At 62.9% G+C, this 15,820-nt stretch carries 4 protein-coding genes; all 4 read left to right on the top strand.

Annotated elements, in window-relative coordinates:
• Positions 1-178 precede the first annotated feature (178 nt).
• Genes AWB69_RS14135 through AWB69_RS14120 form a run of 4 tightly spaced genes read left to right on the top strand, consistent with a single transcriptional unit; the run spans position 179 to position 15,806 of the window.
• On the top strand, positions 179-7,495 hold the full coding sequence (locus AWB69_RS14135) for an SDR family NAD(P)-dependent oxidoreductase (RefSeq protein WP_062085621.1): 7,317 nt from the start codon (positions 179-181) through the stop codon (positions 7,493-7,495).
• The gene (locus tag AWB69_RS14130) at positions 7,485-10,862 is read left to right on the top strand and encodes a type I polyketide synthase (RefSeq protein ID WP_062085620.1); all 3,378 of its coding nucleotides are present in this window, start codon (positions 7,485-7,487) and stop codon (positions 10,860-10,862) included. The genes AWB69_RS14135 and AWB69_RS14130 overlap by 11 nt, the downstream gene beginning before the upstream one ends.
• A 1-nt stretch (position 10,863) precedes the next feature.
• Entirely contained in the window at positions 10,864-14,526 is a 3,663-nt protein-coding gene (locus AWB69_RS14125) for a beta-ketoacyl synthase N-terminal-like domain-containing protein (protein ID WP_062085619.1), read from the top strand.
• The gene (locus AWB69_RS14120; protein ID WP_062085618.1) at positions 14,523-15,806 is read left to right on the top strand and encodes a GMC family oxidoreductase N-terminal domain-containing protein; all 1,284 of its coding nucleotides are present in this window, start codon (positions 14,523-14,525) and stop codon (positions 15,804-15,806) included. Before AWB69_RS14125 ends, AWB69_RS14120 begins: the two co-directional genes overlap by 4 nt.
• The last annotated feature ends 14 nt before the right edge of the window (positions 15,807-15,820 follow it).

The following is a 15,820-nucleotide window of genomic DNA, read 5'->3' as shown; positions in this document are numbered from 1 at the left end:
TTGCAGGTGCGCGCGATGCCGCGCTGCTTCGCATTGCTCAGAAGCCACACAAAAATCATCTGCTACAGTCGCCGTGGCTGCGAGAACAAGAATAATGGATCAGGGATTAATTGGGTAGCCGATTTATATGAGAAGGTATGCTAATTACATTTAGTGAATCCCATTGACCCGGAACGAAATGCTCAATCATGAACAGTTGCTGGAGCTGACGCTGTCCTATCTCAAGTCGCTCGTGGCGGAGGCTATTGGCGGGCAGCTGTTGGACTTCGATGGTTCGGCGCCGTTCGGAGAGTTGGGGATCGACTCGTTCCGCGTCCTGAAGCTCATCAAAACGCTGGAAGAGGACTTCGGCACGCTGCCCAAGACCCTGCTGTTCGAATATTTCAACGTTGAATCGCTTGCGCGCTACTTCGCCGACAAGCACGGGGCTACGTTGTCAGCCAAGTTCAGTACGCGTGCGCCCGAGGTGCTTGGAGCACCTTCGGCGCCAGCGCAGGTCAGTGTAGCCGTCGTGAGTCAGCCTGCGCCCGTGCAAGCTTCGAGCCTTCGCGTTTTGGAAAAGAATCTGCCGAAGCACCCCGAGCTGCAGGCGGTGGTCGCGGAACTCTCGGTGACCTATAGGAATGAGGGCGGCGCTTCACGCGGCACCCGCAACATCGCACCGAATCTGTTCATCGGCAGTGCGAAGCGAGGCTACTTCAACTACAGCCGCACGAAGAATCTTCTTCTCGTCTATGCCTATACCGGACCGTCAGACTATTTCACTGAAATAGCAGGGGAGCTGAACAGCTACTGCAACCAGAAGGCCTACCAGCTCAATATCTTTACCGACCAATCAATCGGCACGATCGATGGCGTCGAGTTCTCCGCCACGCCGTTCGGCGCCTTGCAGCGCGTGCTGGATATTCGCGCGTTCTCGCTCGAAGGCGGCGCAATGCGCCGCCTTCGGTATCAGGTTTCCAAGTTCGAGAAGGCTGGCGCCTGCCGCACCGTCGAGTATCGGTGCGGCACTGATCCGGCGGTGGACCAGGACATTGCCCGTGTCATCGATCTGTGGTGCGCGACCAAGCCCATGGTCAACCCACTGGTCCATATCGTCAAAGAGGAAATTCTTGCCGCACGCCTGGATTCGCAGCATCGTCTGTTCCTGACCTATCTCGATGACGTGCTGCAAAACGCCATTCTGCTTTCGCCGCTTGCGGCCTCGCTGAATGGCTATTTGATGGATCTCGAGTTCTATTCGGACGACATGCCGCTCGGCGGACTCGAGTATGCGATCGTCAACATCATCTCGGCGCTAGCCGCCGAGGGATGCAACATGCTCAGCCTGGGCGGCACCTACGGCATAAGACTGACAACCGGGGAGAGCGCCGACCCGGAGGTCGATCGGATTCTCGATGATCTGCATAAGCAGAAGATCTTCAACGACGAAGGCAATCTGCAGTTCAAGAACAAGTTCCGTCCGGAGAACCGCACGATCTACCTGTGCCGGCCGGTCGGCGGCGGCAAGGCCGACAACGTCATCGACATCATCATGATGATCGCTGATCCCGCGAAGGCGCAAACCTCCGACGAGGAGAACCATAACGTCGGAGTGGCAGTTGCCGCGGCCCAGGCGGTGCCGGGTGCGCCGCGCGCGTCGGCGAGCGAGCCGCCATTGGCCGGCATGCAGACCGGCGAGGTGATGGTGCTCGAAGGTATTGGGCGCTCGCATGTCCTGGCCGATGCGGGTTTCAATCCGATCAATGTTGCCGCGCAGGAGATTGAGTTCGATCTGAAAACGGACTCCTGGGCGCAGCTGGAAACCGAATACGTCGCGCGGCGCATGGCCAATCTGCGCGCTCAACTGCATCAGCCTCTCGACGTCGAGAGCGTGCTCAAGGACGTGTTCGGCTTCAGCCATTGCTTGCTGACCGACTCCGGCGCCACGGCGGAACAACTGCTTTGCAAAGCCTGGCCCAAGCGTGGTCTGGTGCCGCAGAATATGTTGTTTCCTTCGGGCATCTTCCATCAGATCGATCAGGGCTTCACGCCGCGCGAGCTGCCTCATCCGCAGGCGCTGCGTCCGGAATCGAGCGAGCCCTACAAGGGCAACATCAATCTGGATGCGCTGCGGGAGCAAATCGCACGGCATGCGAACGAGATCGCCTTCGTCTGTATCGAAGTTTGCAACAACGCGAGTGGAGGGCATCCGGTATCCATCGAACACCTGCGCGAGGTCAAGACGCTGCTCGCGCAGCATTCGATCGCGCTCGTCATCGACGGCACCCGGGTGCTCGAGAACGCACAGTATCTGATCGATCACGCGGCCGACGGTGCTGGTAAGAGTGTCTTGACGATGGCGCGGGAGATCCTCGCTTTCGCCGATATTGTCACCGGCGCGCTTACGAAGGATTTCGGCATCAATCGCGGGGGGATGATCGCGACGAACGACGAAGCCCTGTTCCGCAAGCTTCAGGATAGGCTCCATCGCGACGGCGGCCGGCTCGACGTCATTGAAAAGAAACTCATCGGCCTCGCGTTGCTCAATCACTCGTTGATCGAGCGTCAAGTGCAACGTCGTACGCAAGCGGCCCGCACGATCTGGGAGGCGCTGCGCGCACGCGGTGTGCCTGTCGTCGAGCCGGCGGGCGGGCATTGCGTGCTGATCGACGTCAAGCGCATCGCACAGTTTGCCGGTTTTGCGTATCCGGTTGCCTCATTCCTCGCGTGGCTCTACCTCAATACTGGCATCCGCGCCGGTGCCCATAGCGTGGGCATGCAGAAAAACTCTGCCATCAACGACCTGGTCCGGCTGGCGATTCCGGTCGGGCTCAAGCCGGCCGAGGTGGAGGAACTGGTTGCTCGTCTCACACGGCTTTTCGACGAGATCCGCAACATTCCCGAGATTGCGCCGCGCGGCGGTGCCACAGAGGCTTTCGGCAATCTGCATGTCAGGCATGGCTTGATTCGCTATCACCATGCCTCGTCGGCTGTCGTTGCGGCTGTCGTTGCGACTGGACCCGCGTCGTCCCCGATCCTTGCCGCGGCGCCGGTGACGGCACCGGCGCCATCGGTGAGCGTCGTCCGGGCGGCGAACCGCGAGATCGCCATCGTCGGCATGGCGGGCCGCTATCCGAAGTCCGCTTCGCTCGACGAGTTCTGGGACAACTTGCGCCAGGGCCGCGACTGCGTCGGCGACATGCCCGCCAATCGCTTCGAGAAGCGGGTACAGGCAGGGTTCAACCGCCAATACCGCGGTGGATTCATTGAGGCTGTCGACAAGTTCGATTCGCTGTTCTTCAACATCTCACCGCGCGAAGCGGAATTGCTGGACCCGCAGGAGCGCCTGTTCCTCGAGGTCGCATGGGAAGCCGTCGAAGACGCCGGTTATTACCCGGAGGCAGTGGCGGCAGACGGCGCGTCGCGCAATGTCGGCGTGTTTGTCGGAGCGGTCTGGGCGATGTATCAGATCGTCGGCGTCGAGCAGAAGCTGGCCGGCAGCGATGTCAACCCGAACTCGTTCCTGTGGAGCATCGCGAACCGCGTTTCGTACTGGATGAATCTCAACGGGCCGAGCCTTAGCGTCGATACGGCGTGCTCGTCGAGCTTGACCGCGATTCATCTGGCTTGCGAGGCCATTCGTCAAGGCGAGTGTTCGAGCGCCATCGTCGGTGGCGTCAACCTCGATCTGCATCAGCACAAGTTCGATATCAACTCGGCAGGCGGTGCGCTGTCTCCAGATGGGACCTGCCGCACTTTCGGCGCCGGCGCTAATGGCTATGTGGCCGGGGAGGGCGTTGGTGCTCTGTTCATCAAGCCACTCGATCAGGCGCTGCAAGACCGCGACCATATCTACGGCGTGATCAAAGGCGTGACGGTCAATCATGGCGGTCGCACGAGCGGCTACACGGTGCCGAGCCCCAAGGCGCAGGGTGAAGTGATCGCGGCTGCGCTGATCAAGGCCGGCGTCGCGGCCGACACCATCGGCTACATCGAAGCGCACGGCACTGGTACGGAGTTGGGCGATCCGATCGAGATCTCGGGCCTCACGAACGCCTTCGAATCGAGTCAAATCGATCGGCAATCCTGTCCGATCGGCTCGGTCAAGACCAATATCGGGCACCTGGAGGCGGCCGCTGGCGTGGTTGGCGTCAGCAAGGTGCTGCTGCAGATGAAGTACGCTCAGATCGTGCCGTCGCTGCATTCGGCTGAGCCCAATACGCTGATCGATTTCGAACAAACACCGTTCTACGTGCCGCAGCAGCTTCAAGCCTGGACGCCCCGGCACGTCGGTGCGAGCCCGGTGCCGCTGCGCGCCGGCGTGAGTTCGTTCGGCGCTGGCGGGGCCAATGCCCATATCGTCCTCGAAGCGTACCCGCAGCCGTTGGATGAGCCTGACGTGTCGCTCGACACTTATCTCTTCCCCTTGTCGGCGCGTAACGATGAACAGTTGCGTGAGATGGCGGCGCGCCTGCACACCCATTTGCAGCGCGATTTCGTTGCGCATCGTCTCACTGACATCGCCTATACGCTGCAAAACGGCCGGAAGTCCTTCGAGCACCGGATGGTGGTGCTGGCCAGGAGCCAAAAGGAACTGCTGGCGAAACTGGACGTTTTCCTCGCAGGCAAAAGCGATCCGGACGTCCTCACTGGCCACGCGAAGAACGCGGACGGCTTCACCAAGCTGCTCAGCCGCGAGGAGAAGGGGCAGTTCGTCAGCCTGCTTGCGCAAGGCCGCGATCCGCATAGGCTCGCCAAATTGTGGCTGGACGGGCTGCTCCCGGATTGCAAAGGTTTCATGCTGTCAGGCCGGCGCACGTCGCTGCCGACTTATCCGTTCGCCGACAAGCGCCATTGGATCGTGCAAGCGAGCGGCCAGGTGCGCGCGGCGCAGGCGCGCTCGCAGATCCATCCGCTCATCGACAGCAACGAATCGACGTTTAAGCGCCAACTGTTCAAGAAGGCCTTCCGCGCAAGCGACTTTTTCCTGCGTGACCACGTCGTGTCGGACATCCCGACGCTGCCGGGTACGGCCTACCTCGACCTCGCGCGCAAAGCGGGTGAGCTTGCGGCAGGGCGCAAGGTGCGCAAGATCCGCAACGTCACCTGGATCAGTCCGCTGACGGTCCAGGGATCGGGCGTCACCGAGGCATTCGTCGAGCTCAAGCCAAGCGCGGACACGGTGGCCTTCGAAGTGTTCGCCGAGCGCGACGACGGCAGCAAGACGGTCTTCGCGCAGGGCAAGCTGATTTACGAGACCGCGGAGGAAACAGCGGCGAAACCGGAGCATATCGATCTTGCCGCCATTCGCGCGCGCTGCACGAGGGTCACCGGCGCGGAGGAGGCTTATCCGCTCTTCAAGTCGCTGAGCATGCATTACGGCCCGAGCTTCCAGGTGGTGCGCGAGGTCTACAAGAGCGACGACGAGGTCCTGGGTTTGCTCGAGCTGCCGCAAGTGCGTGAAGCGGATTTCGAGGACTTCGTGTTTCACCCGTGCCTGCTCGATGCGTCGATGCAGGCCGGCATCGTGGCGCAACTCGGCCGCGCAAGCGGCGAAATGCGGGTGCCGTATTCGCTTGGCGAAGTGGAGGTGCTCCATCCGTTGACGCGCGTGTGCTACAGCTACCTCACAAAGAGCAAGAACGATCGTGGCGCCGGCTCCGGGGTGTCGCGCGAGGATGTGACGATCGTCGACGAGAGCGGCAAGGTGCTGGCCCGTATCCGCGAAACGGTGGGCGTGGCGCTCACCCGCGTCCATGAGAAGCCGGTTTCGGCTCCGGCTCAGAATGACGATGCGTTTGTTCCCCTCTACTACACGCATGAGTGGGAGACGGCGCCATGCCGGCCGGGCACGGCTGGCACGGCGCCCATCGTGCTGTTCGATGTTGACATGCAATTGCGCGATGCATGCGTGCGACGCGGCCGCAACGTTGCGTTGGTCTTGCGCGGCGAACAGTTCGAAGACCGTGGCGATCGCATCTACGTCGTCGATCCGCGCAATCCGGAACACTTCGCGCGCCTCTTCGCCACACTCGGCCGGGATGGCTTGGGCCTTGAGAAGATCTGCTACGCGTGGCCCGAAGGTGCAGTGAGCGACGACGAAGCTGCGCTCGACGAAGCCCTTGAACGCGGTGTGTACGGATTCCTGTCGGTTTGTCAGGGGCTGATCGAATGCAAGCCATCGGCAAATGTGCAACTGCTGTACGCATACTTCGGCGATGCAAATGCGCTGCAGCCGCACAACGAAGCGATCAACGGGTTCGTGAGGACGCTGCATCTCGAGAACCCGAGGTTCGCCTGCCAGGTGCTCGAGATCCGTCAGGCGCAACGTAATCCGGATCAGACGCTCGATGCCGTACTGGCCGAGTTCGACTCGGGCGTTCACGCAACGGCGACCGTTCGCTACGAGGAGCGCGTCCGTCACGTCCGTACCCTCAAGCGCTTCGAGCTCGCGGGCTCGACCGAACTGGCGCTCAGGCACAAGGGCGTTTATCTGATCACTGGCGGCGCGGGCGGCCTTGGCCTGATCTTTGCCGAGCATTTGAGCCGGCTTTGCCAGGCACGCCTTGTGTTGACGGGGCGCTCCGCGCTGTCAGCCGAACGCCAGGCGCAGCTCGACGCGCTCGTTGCGCTGGGCGCTGAAGTGTTGTATCTGGCGGCCGATGTGTCGAAGGCCGATGACGTCCGGCGCGTTGTCGATGCGGCCAGGGCCAGGTTTGGCGGAATCGACGGCATTATTCACGGCGCCGGCGTGCTGCGCGATTCGCTTATCCGAAAGAAGACCCGCGACGACATGCACGCGGTGTTTGCGCCCAAGGTTCACGGCAGCATGCACCTCGATCAGGCGACTCGCGATGAGAAGCTGGACTTCTTCGTCCTCTTCTCGTCGCTCGCCGCGCTCGGCGGCAACATGGGCCAATGCGATTACGCGTTCGCCAATCACTTCATGGACTCGTTTGCTGCTCGTCGCGAAGCGCTTCGCGCAGCGGGCATGCGCTCGGGCCATACACTGAGCTTCAACTGGTCGCTGTGGGCCGAAGGCGGCATGCAGCTCGATGAGCAGACCGAACTGTTCTTCAGGAAGACGTTGGGCATCCGGCCGCTCACCACGGAGGAGGGCCTGGCCGGGTTCGTCGGCGGCCTCTCGTCGGCGCGCTCGCAAATTGCCGTGCTGTGCGGCGTGCAAGCCAAGATCGAGCAAGCGTGGGGATTGGGCAGCAAGGAGGCCATTCCCGCTGCCGACGAGAAATCCGTCACCAGGGCGCCGGTCGCGGTCGCAGCGGGCGGTGCCGATCTGTACGGCGCTGTCGTCAAGGAGCTGGTGGGCAAGGTGACGGCCATGCTCAAGCTCGATGCCGCTGACCTCTCGCTGGACGCCATCCTGCTCGATCTCGGCTTCGATTCCATCGGTCTTACGACCTTCGCCAACGCCATCAACGAAACGTACGGCCTCGACGTCAATCCGGTTCTGTTCTTCGAGTTTCCGTCGATCAACGCCCGCCGTGCCGGCTGAGCGCCCGGACGCGGAGCTCACCTTCGCGATCGACAAGGGATGGCAGGAGCCGGCTCCTGCCGGCCGCTCGGGCATCTCGCCGGAGCGCCGTTTTATCGACGACACGATTGCCATCGTCGGCATCGCCGGTGTGATGCCGCAGTCGGCGGATCTCAGCGAGTACTGGGACAACCTCAAGAACGGCCGCGACATGGTCACGGAGATTCCGCGCGATCGCTGGATCTGGGAAGACGTGCATGGCGACCCCGTCAAGGAGATCAACAAGTCCTACTCCAAGTGGGGCGGCTTCATGAAGGAGGTCGACAAGTTCGACTCGCTCTTCTTTGGCATCACGCCGCGCGAAGCGCAGATGATGGATCCGCAGCAACGTCTTTTCATCGAGACCGTATGGACGGCGATCGAGGACTCGGGACACAAGGTGTCGGATCTCTCGGGCACGCGCACGGGCCTTTTTGTGGGCGTTTCGTCGAAGGACTACATTGATGTGCTGTCGGAGCATCAGACCTCTTTGGACGGTTATTCGGCATCCGGCAATTCGCATTCGATTCTGGCCAATCGCATCTCGTTCCTGTTCAACCTGCGCGGCCCCAGCGCGCCGATCGACACGGCCTGCTCAAGCTCGCTGATCGCGCTGCATCGGGCCATCGAGTCGATCCACACCGGCAGCAGCGACATGGCCATCGTCGGCGGCGTGCAGGTGATGCTGACGTCTGTCGCGCACATCTCGCTCAGCTCGGCCGGCATGTTGAGCCCGGACGGCAAGTGCAAGACCTTCGACAAGAACGCCAACGGTTACGTGCGTGGTGAGGGCGTGGGTGCAATCCTGATCAAGCGCTTGTCGCAGGCCGTAGCTGATGGCAATCCGATTTACGCCGTGATCAAGGCAACCGCCGAGAACCATGGCGGCCGCGTGACCAACCTGACGGCGCCCAATCCGAAGGCGCAGACCGAGCTCTTGATCGAGGCCTACCAGAAAGCGCAAATCGATCCGGGCACCGTCGGCTATATCGAATGCCACGGCACCGGCACGAGCCTGGGTGACCCGATCGAGATTCAGGCGCTGAAGAAATCGTTCGGCGATCTGTATCAGCAGCATGGCATGCCGGCGCCGCTCAAGCCGCACTGCGGTTTGAGCGCCGTCAAGACCAATATTGGCCACCTGGAGCCCGCAGCCGGCATCGCCAGCCTGCTCAAGGTGCTGCTGGCGATGAAGCATCGGCAGATCCCGGCGCTGCTGCATCTGAAGGAGCTCAATCCGTACGTCGATTTGAGCGGCAGCCCGTTTTACATCGTCGACAAGACAACGCCTTGGGCAGCCGCCTGCGCACCGGACGGCACCGCTTTGCCGCTCCGGGCGGGCGTGAGCTCGTTCGGCTGGGGCGGGGCGAACGCACACGTGGTGCTCGAGGAGTACATCGCGCCGAAGCCGGTGGCGCCCGTTCAGACGCAGGCCGAGCAGATCGTGGTGCTCTCGGCAAAAAACGAGGAGCGGCTGCGCGCGTACGCCGCATCGCTGCTTGCGCATGTGCGCACGCATGCGGTGGAGCTCGACGCTCTCGCCTATACGCTGCAGGTCGGCCGCGACCCCGTGGAAGAGCGGCTGGCCATCGTCACGCGTTCTATCGCCGAGCTGACGGAGCAGCTTGACCGGTTCGTGGCGGCTCAAGGCGAAGTGCCGGGTCTATATTGCGCTCGGGTAGCACGCAAGGGTGCCGACCAGAACCGGAACGACGACATCTCGCGCGGCACGCACGACATGGCAAAAGCCTGGGTGACGGGCGCGGAAATCGACTGGAGCCGGTTGCATACGTCAGGCGAGCGTCTGAAGCGCTTGAGCCTGCCGACCTATCCGTTTGCTCGCGAACGGCATTGGATCGAAACGGCCGCCGCGCCCAAGACGGACAAGCCGGCAGCCAGGGTGTCGGTGCTGCACGCGCCCGAGGTCGGCACCGTGCTGGCGCATCCGGTCTGGGTGGATGCAGCCGGCGCCGTTGCCGCTCCGGCGCCGGCGGACACGATGGTGCAGCACGTGGTCGTTCTCTGTGATCTGCCGCACCTCGACATCGACCGGTTCAGGTCATCGGCGCCCGAAATCGGGCAGATAACACGGCTCGCTCTCCCGCAATCGCTCAGTGCGGCCGAGCGCTACCGTGCGGCCGCCGTGGCCTCGTTCGAGCGGCTTCAGGCAGTGCTGCAGGCGAGAGTCAAAGGGAAGGTGCTGTTTCAGATCGCGGTCGGCTGTGAGGGCGCCGATACTCTTATGGCGGGCTTGTCGGGCCTCATCAGGTCCGCGCGCCTCGAGCAGCCAGGCCTGATCGGTCAGCTCGTTTTGATTGGCGACGCTGCCGACGAGCGCACGCTTGCCGCACGGCTGCGCGCCTGTCGTGCCGCGCCCGCGGAAGCGCTTTTCCGATGCGAGGGCGAGCAGTTGAGAGTGCTGCGCTGGCAGGAGGCGAGCTTGCGGGCCGAAGCGCGCATCGCGATCCGCGATCGCGGTGTCTACCTGATCACAGGTGGCTTGGGCGGCTTGGGGCTGACGTTTGCCCGCGAAATCCTGCGTCAAACGCCGTCGGCGCGCATCGTGTTCACCGGGCGTTCGCCACTGACCGACGAGAAGCGCGAGGCGATCGAGCGGCTGGCCTCGCCGCTTTTGGTGCCATCGAGCCAGCTCATGTACCAATCGCTCGATCTCAATAGCGCAGACGCGGTCGACGCGCTCATCAAGGAGATCGTGAACCGCTACGGCGCCTTGCACGGCGTGATCCACAGCGCGGGCATGACGCACGACAGCATGATCGTCAACAAGAGCGCGGCCACGTTCGCCGAGGTGCTCGAGCCCAAGGTCACCGGGACGTTCCATCTCGATCAAGCGACGAGCGAGCTCGATCTCGATTTCCTGGTGCTGTTCTCGTCCGTCAGCGCGGCGATGGGCAACGTCGGTCAAGCCGATTACGCGACGGCCAACGCATTCATGGACCAATTCGCGCAGCGGCGCAATGCGCTCGCGAGCGCAGGCCAGCGCCGCGGCCATGCGGTCTCGATCAATTGGCCGCTTTGGGAAGAAGGGGGGATGCAGATTGCTCCGAAGGCCCGCGCGCGTCTGCTCGAGGCCACCGGCATGCTCCCGATGAGCACCGGCAACGGTCTTCGGGCGTTCTACGGCGCACTGGACCTGCATGCCGGTCAGGCCATGGTCATGGAAGGACAAGTCAAGCGGCTGCGGCGGCTCCTGTTTCCGGGCACGGCCCGCGACGAGACCGCTGCATCCGAGAGGCGCACCGCGGGCGCCGTCGCGCGCCTCAACGTCGACACGCTCAGGCAGTTGGTCCTCGCCGACCTGCGCGGTTTTAAATCAAAAGGAATCTGACATGTCGAACGCGGCTCCATTGCATGTGCTTCAGCGCCTCACCGGCGTGATCGAGGCAACCATCAAGCTGCCGGCGCAGAACATCGATGCCGATGCGGAGTTTCATGCGCTCGGCATCGACTCCATCATCGTGATGGAGCTGATCAGCGGCATCGAGAGCGAGTTCGACGTCGCGCTGACGCCTGCGCAGTTCGCCGATGTCAGCACGCTGCGTGAGCTTGCCGCCCTGCTGGCAGGGCTCGTGCGCGAAGTCGAACCGGCGCGGGCTCAGGCGCAAGTCGAGGCCCAGGCCCTGATCGAGTACGTCAGCAGCAAATTTTCGGTCGATCTGGCAGGCAACGAGTTCGGCTCGATCGAAGACATCGCCGATGCGCTCGTGTCTGATCATGCCGACGATCTGATGAAGCACTATGGCCTCTCTTCGGCGGCTGATGCGGCCGATGCGGCCGATGCCGACACCGCCCGGCCTCAGCGTGCCACCGATATCGCGATTGTCGGCTTGAGCTGCACGCTCTCCGATGCGCCGAATGCGCAGGTGTTCTGGACCAATCTGCTCGGCGAAAAGAACAGCGTGAGGGAGATCCCGGCTTCGCGCTGGCGCTGGCAGGACTACTATGCTGAAGGCCCGGCGCCCGGCAAGACGGTGTCGAAATGGGGCGCCCTCATCGACGACGTAGATTGTTTCGACGCAGGTTTCTTCGGCCTTTCCGCCAACGAGGCGAAGGAGATGGACCCGCAGCAGCGCCTGCTCTTGCAGCAGACGTACCACGCCATCGAAGACGCCGGCATCGACGTCGAGTCGCTGGCCGGCACGAAGGCGGGCGTGTTCGTCGGCTATCAGTATTCCGAGTATGAACAGCGATTGCGCGAGCTCAACTTTCAGAGTCTCACGGACGGGCCTTTGTTCACCTCGTCGAGTCCGACCTATTACCTGGCCAACCGCATTTCGTTTGCGTTCGACCTGCGCGGCCCGAGCGAGTCGATCAACGTCAACTGCGCGTCCTCGGCCGTTGCGATCAACCGGGCGTACTACTCGCTCGTCAATGGCGAGAGCAATCTGGCGCTCGCTGGCGGTGTGTCTCTGAATCTCTTTGCCGACGACTATGTCGCTTCGTCGCAGTATGGTTTGCTGTCGGCCAACGGCACGAGCGGTGTGTTCGACAACGACGCGAGCGGATTCACGCGCGGCGAGGGTGTCGCCATGGTCGTGTTGAAGCGCCTCGCCGACGCGCAACGGGACAACGACCGGATCTACGCCGTCATCAAGTCGTCGCATCAGAATTACCGCGGTTCGGCCCGCAGCATGTCCGAGGTGCGGCACGAGTCGATCACCGACGTGCTGAGCACCTGCTACAGCCTGGCCGCCGTCGCTCCGGAATCCGTCCGCTACGTCGAGGTTGACGGCTACGCCAGAAAATGGGCCGATTCCTTCGAATACGAAGGCGTCAAGAACGCGTTCACGAGCCGCTCGCAGAATGCGAAGCGCTGCGCACTTGGCAGCGTCAAGGGCAACATCGGCAACGTCGAAGCAGCGAGCGGCGCCGTCAATCTCATCAAGTTGACGCTGTCTTTGCATCACAAGCGCTTTCCAGCCACGATTTCGAAGCAGCGTATCAACAGCTTCCTCGATGTCGATAGCGCCGCCCATCCGCTCTATATCGCCGATCGTGCGATTGCATTCGAGGACATCCGCGAGGGCGATGTGCCCATCAGGGCCGGGATCAACTCCTTCGCCGATAGCGGCACCAACGTTCACATCCTGCTCGAGGAGCACCTGGATGCGCGCGCCACGGCGAGCCCCGATGTGGCTTGCGAGCGGCTCTTCGTCCTGTCTGCGAGCGACGCCGGCCGCCTCGAGGCCTACGTGCGCGGCTATGTCGGCTTCCTGTCCCTCTCGAGCACCGAAGCCGTCGAGGCCGTGCGTTTCGACGATCTCGTTTTTACCGCGCAAGTCGGGCGTCGGGCGCTTGATGCGAGGCTGGCGGTGGTGGCGTCCTCGCGCGAGGCGCTTCTGGCCAAGTTAAGGCGCGTGCTCGAGTCGGGTCTGCGCGAACCGGTGGGGCTGGAGATGGACGGTATTTTCCATGGCCGTGTCGACACCGGACGAAAGAATCCGCTGGCGGCGCTGATCGGCTCGGATATGGCGCGGATGCAATTGAGAGAAGCCGTGCAAAGCGGCGATTGGAAACAGATTGCGTTGCTGTGGGTCAACGGCGTATCGATGCCGTGGCGCACGATCTGGCAAGGCGCATCGGTGCGCGCGGCTACGCTGCCCGGTTATCCGTTTGCGAAGGAGCGGCACTGGATCGACTTTGCTGAGCGCACGAGTTTCCGGCCACGCATGGGGGCGGTGGCGGAGCCGACGAGCCCGGATTTGAGCGAGGCGCTGGCCGACGAATCGGCGGCACCCGATGCGTGGCATTTCTATCGGTTGCCCGTGAGTGCGCCGCACCCTGGCAACGAGGTCCCCATGGCGGCCGTGCAGCGCGTGGCGCTTTTACTCAAGCATGAGGTGGCACGGCAATTGGCGAAGCCTGCGGCCGACATCGCGCCGGACAAAACGCTGATCGAGTTGGGGATGACCTCTATCGGCATTGCCGCGGTGCTTCAGCGCGTCGATGAAGTACTGGGTATTGCCTTGTCGCCCAGCACCGTGTTCCAGCACCCGCGGATCGAAGCGCTCGCCGCCTATCTGGCGAAAACGTATCCGGAACTTGTCGACTCGCTCGTCGTCGCCGCTAGCGGGCCCGTCGCCGATGGCGACACTGCCGGCGGGGACATCGTTGGCAATGAACCGGCGGACGCGCTCGACGTGCCGGTCAACGTCAATGTCTTGATCGCCATTCAGTCAAAAGGCCGCAAGGCGCCCATTTTCGCTTTGCCGGGCGCCGGAGGCAGTGCCTTGTCGTTGCAGCAACTCAGCCACGCGCTGGGCGATGACCAGCCGTTGTACTGTCTGGAGCCGCTCGGTCTTGACGGCAACGCATCGTCGGTGACGAGCATCGAAGCGATGGCCGAGTTCAACCTCGCGCAATTGCGATCCGTGCAGAAAGAGGGGCCGTATAACTTGTTCGGTTACTCGAATGGCGGCGTGGTGGCGTTCGAGATGGCGAGAGCGCTGATGCAACGCAATGAGCGCGTCGCATCGCTGATGCTGCTTGACACACTGTGCCCCACCGCGCGGGACACCGACGTGACGGACATGACCGCCGCCGTGTTCAGGCATTTCGTCAAGTCGCTCGGCGCGGTTTCCGATCTGGACGCGCGCGCGCTGCGGCTATTGTCCGAGGGCGAACGCAGTGCCTTCCTGTACGACAGTCTCTGCCAGTTGGGCGTGACGGTGCCCAAAGCGCAGTTCATGGCGACGGTCGACGTCGCCACGGCGAGCGAGAGGGCCTGCCGCGCCTATGTGCCGGGGCCGTTGCCGCACGAGTCGGTCGTGGTCCTCATCCGTGCGAGCGATGGTTTTGCCAACGTGCCTGACGATTATGGATGGGGCACGCTGGTTGCTGGCCAACTGCGGACCTGTGAGATCCAGTCCGATCACTTCGCGATTCTCGAACGTGAGAGCGCCGCGGACGTGGCGAAGAAAATTAACCAGTACTTGCCGAAGCCGGCCGGCAAATCGGCCTCGCGCTCTGAGCAGCAGCGGAGGCGAGCATGAGCGCCAAGGCCGGGCAGCGCGAATTCGACGTGATCGTCATCGGCTCGGGAACGTGCGGTGGGACGATTGCCAAGGAGCTCGCCCTGCGCAACAAGCGCGTGCTGATTCTCGAGCGCGGCGCCAACCCGCCGCTCAAGGAGACCCTTGGCGCGATCGTCTCGATTGCCGATCGCGTCATTCTCGGCGATCGCGGGCTCTCGACCGTGCGCGCACTGACGACAGGCGGTTCGACAAGCCTCTATTTCGCCGTAGTCAACTATCCGCAGCTCGATACCTTCCGCACGCTGGGCATTGACCTTGCCGGCGATCTCGCGGCCATCAGGAACGAACTGCCGATCGGGCCGCTGCCTGATTCGCTGCTGAACCCGCAAGGATGCGCGCTGAGCGACAGCGCGCGGGCCTTGGGCTACGACTGGCACAAATTCGACATGCTCGTCGACGCTTCGCGATGCACTGCCGGCTATGCCTACGACGCCAAATGGAAAGCGAAGTCATCGGTTCAGGATGCGCTTGCCAACGGCGCCGTGCTCATGAACGGCGCCACCGTTTCCAGGATCCTCGTTGACGGCGAGCGCGCCGTTGGCGTCGAGTACAAGCTCAGAAAGAGCCCGTTCGGCGCTGAGCTCCGCAAAGCTTACGCGAAGAAGATCGTGCTCGCCGCGGGCGAGCTGGCAACGCCGAAGATTTTGCGTGACACCGGCGTCGAGGGCATTGGCGCGCGCGGCTTCTATTGCAACCCCGGCTACGCGATCTATGGCCTCGTGCCCGGCCTCAAGGGCACCGACGGTTTCGTAGGCAGCGCGGGCTGCCAGCTGGATGCGGGCATCGAGTTGAGCGACGCCAACATTGTGCGCGCGCTGCATCGGCCGATGATGGTGGGCGGCATGAAGCTCAAGCATTTGTTCGCTTTTCCCGAGACGATCGGCATTGGCGTCAAGGTCAAGGATGGCCTTGGCGGACAAATGCGCCCGAACGGGCGTTTGCACAAGACATTCGATCAGCACGACCGGGCCAAGCTCGACCGCGGCCGGCAAGCGGCCGTCAAGATCCTCGAGAAAGCGGGCGCCAAGGACATCGTCGATTTCGGCGTCACCGCCGCGGGCCGCGTTGGAGGCCTGGTACGAATTCAAGAGCACGTCGACAGCACGCTTGAAACTCAGTTTCGCGGTCTTCATGTTTGCGACGGCTCGGTGCTCCCCGACGATATGCGCGGCACGCCGACCGTCTCGCTCGTCTGTCTGGCGAAGTATCTGTCGAGGCACCTTCTGAGCGCGCTTTGAACTGGCGCCATCGC

The sequence above is a fragment of the Caballeronia udeis genome (assembly GCF_001544555.2).
Lineage (GTDB): Bacteria > Pseudomonadota > Gammaproteobacteria > Burkholderiales > Burkholderiaceae > Caballeronia > Caballeronia udeis.
Note: the sequence above shows the minus strand (reverse complement) of the source record. Positions and strands in the feature narration are given on the sequence as shown.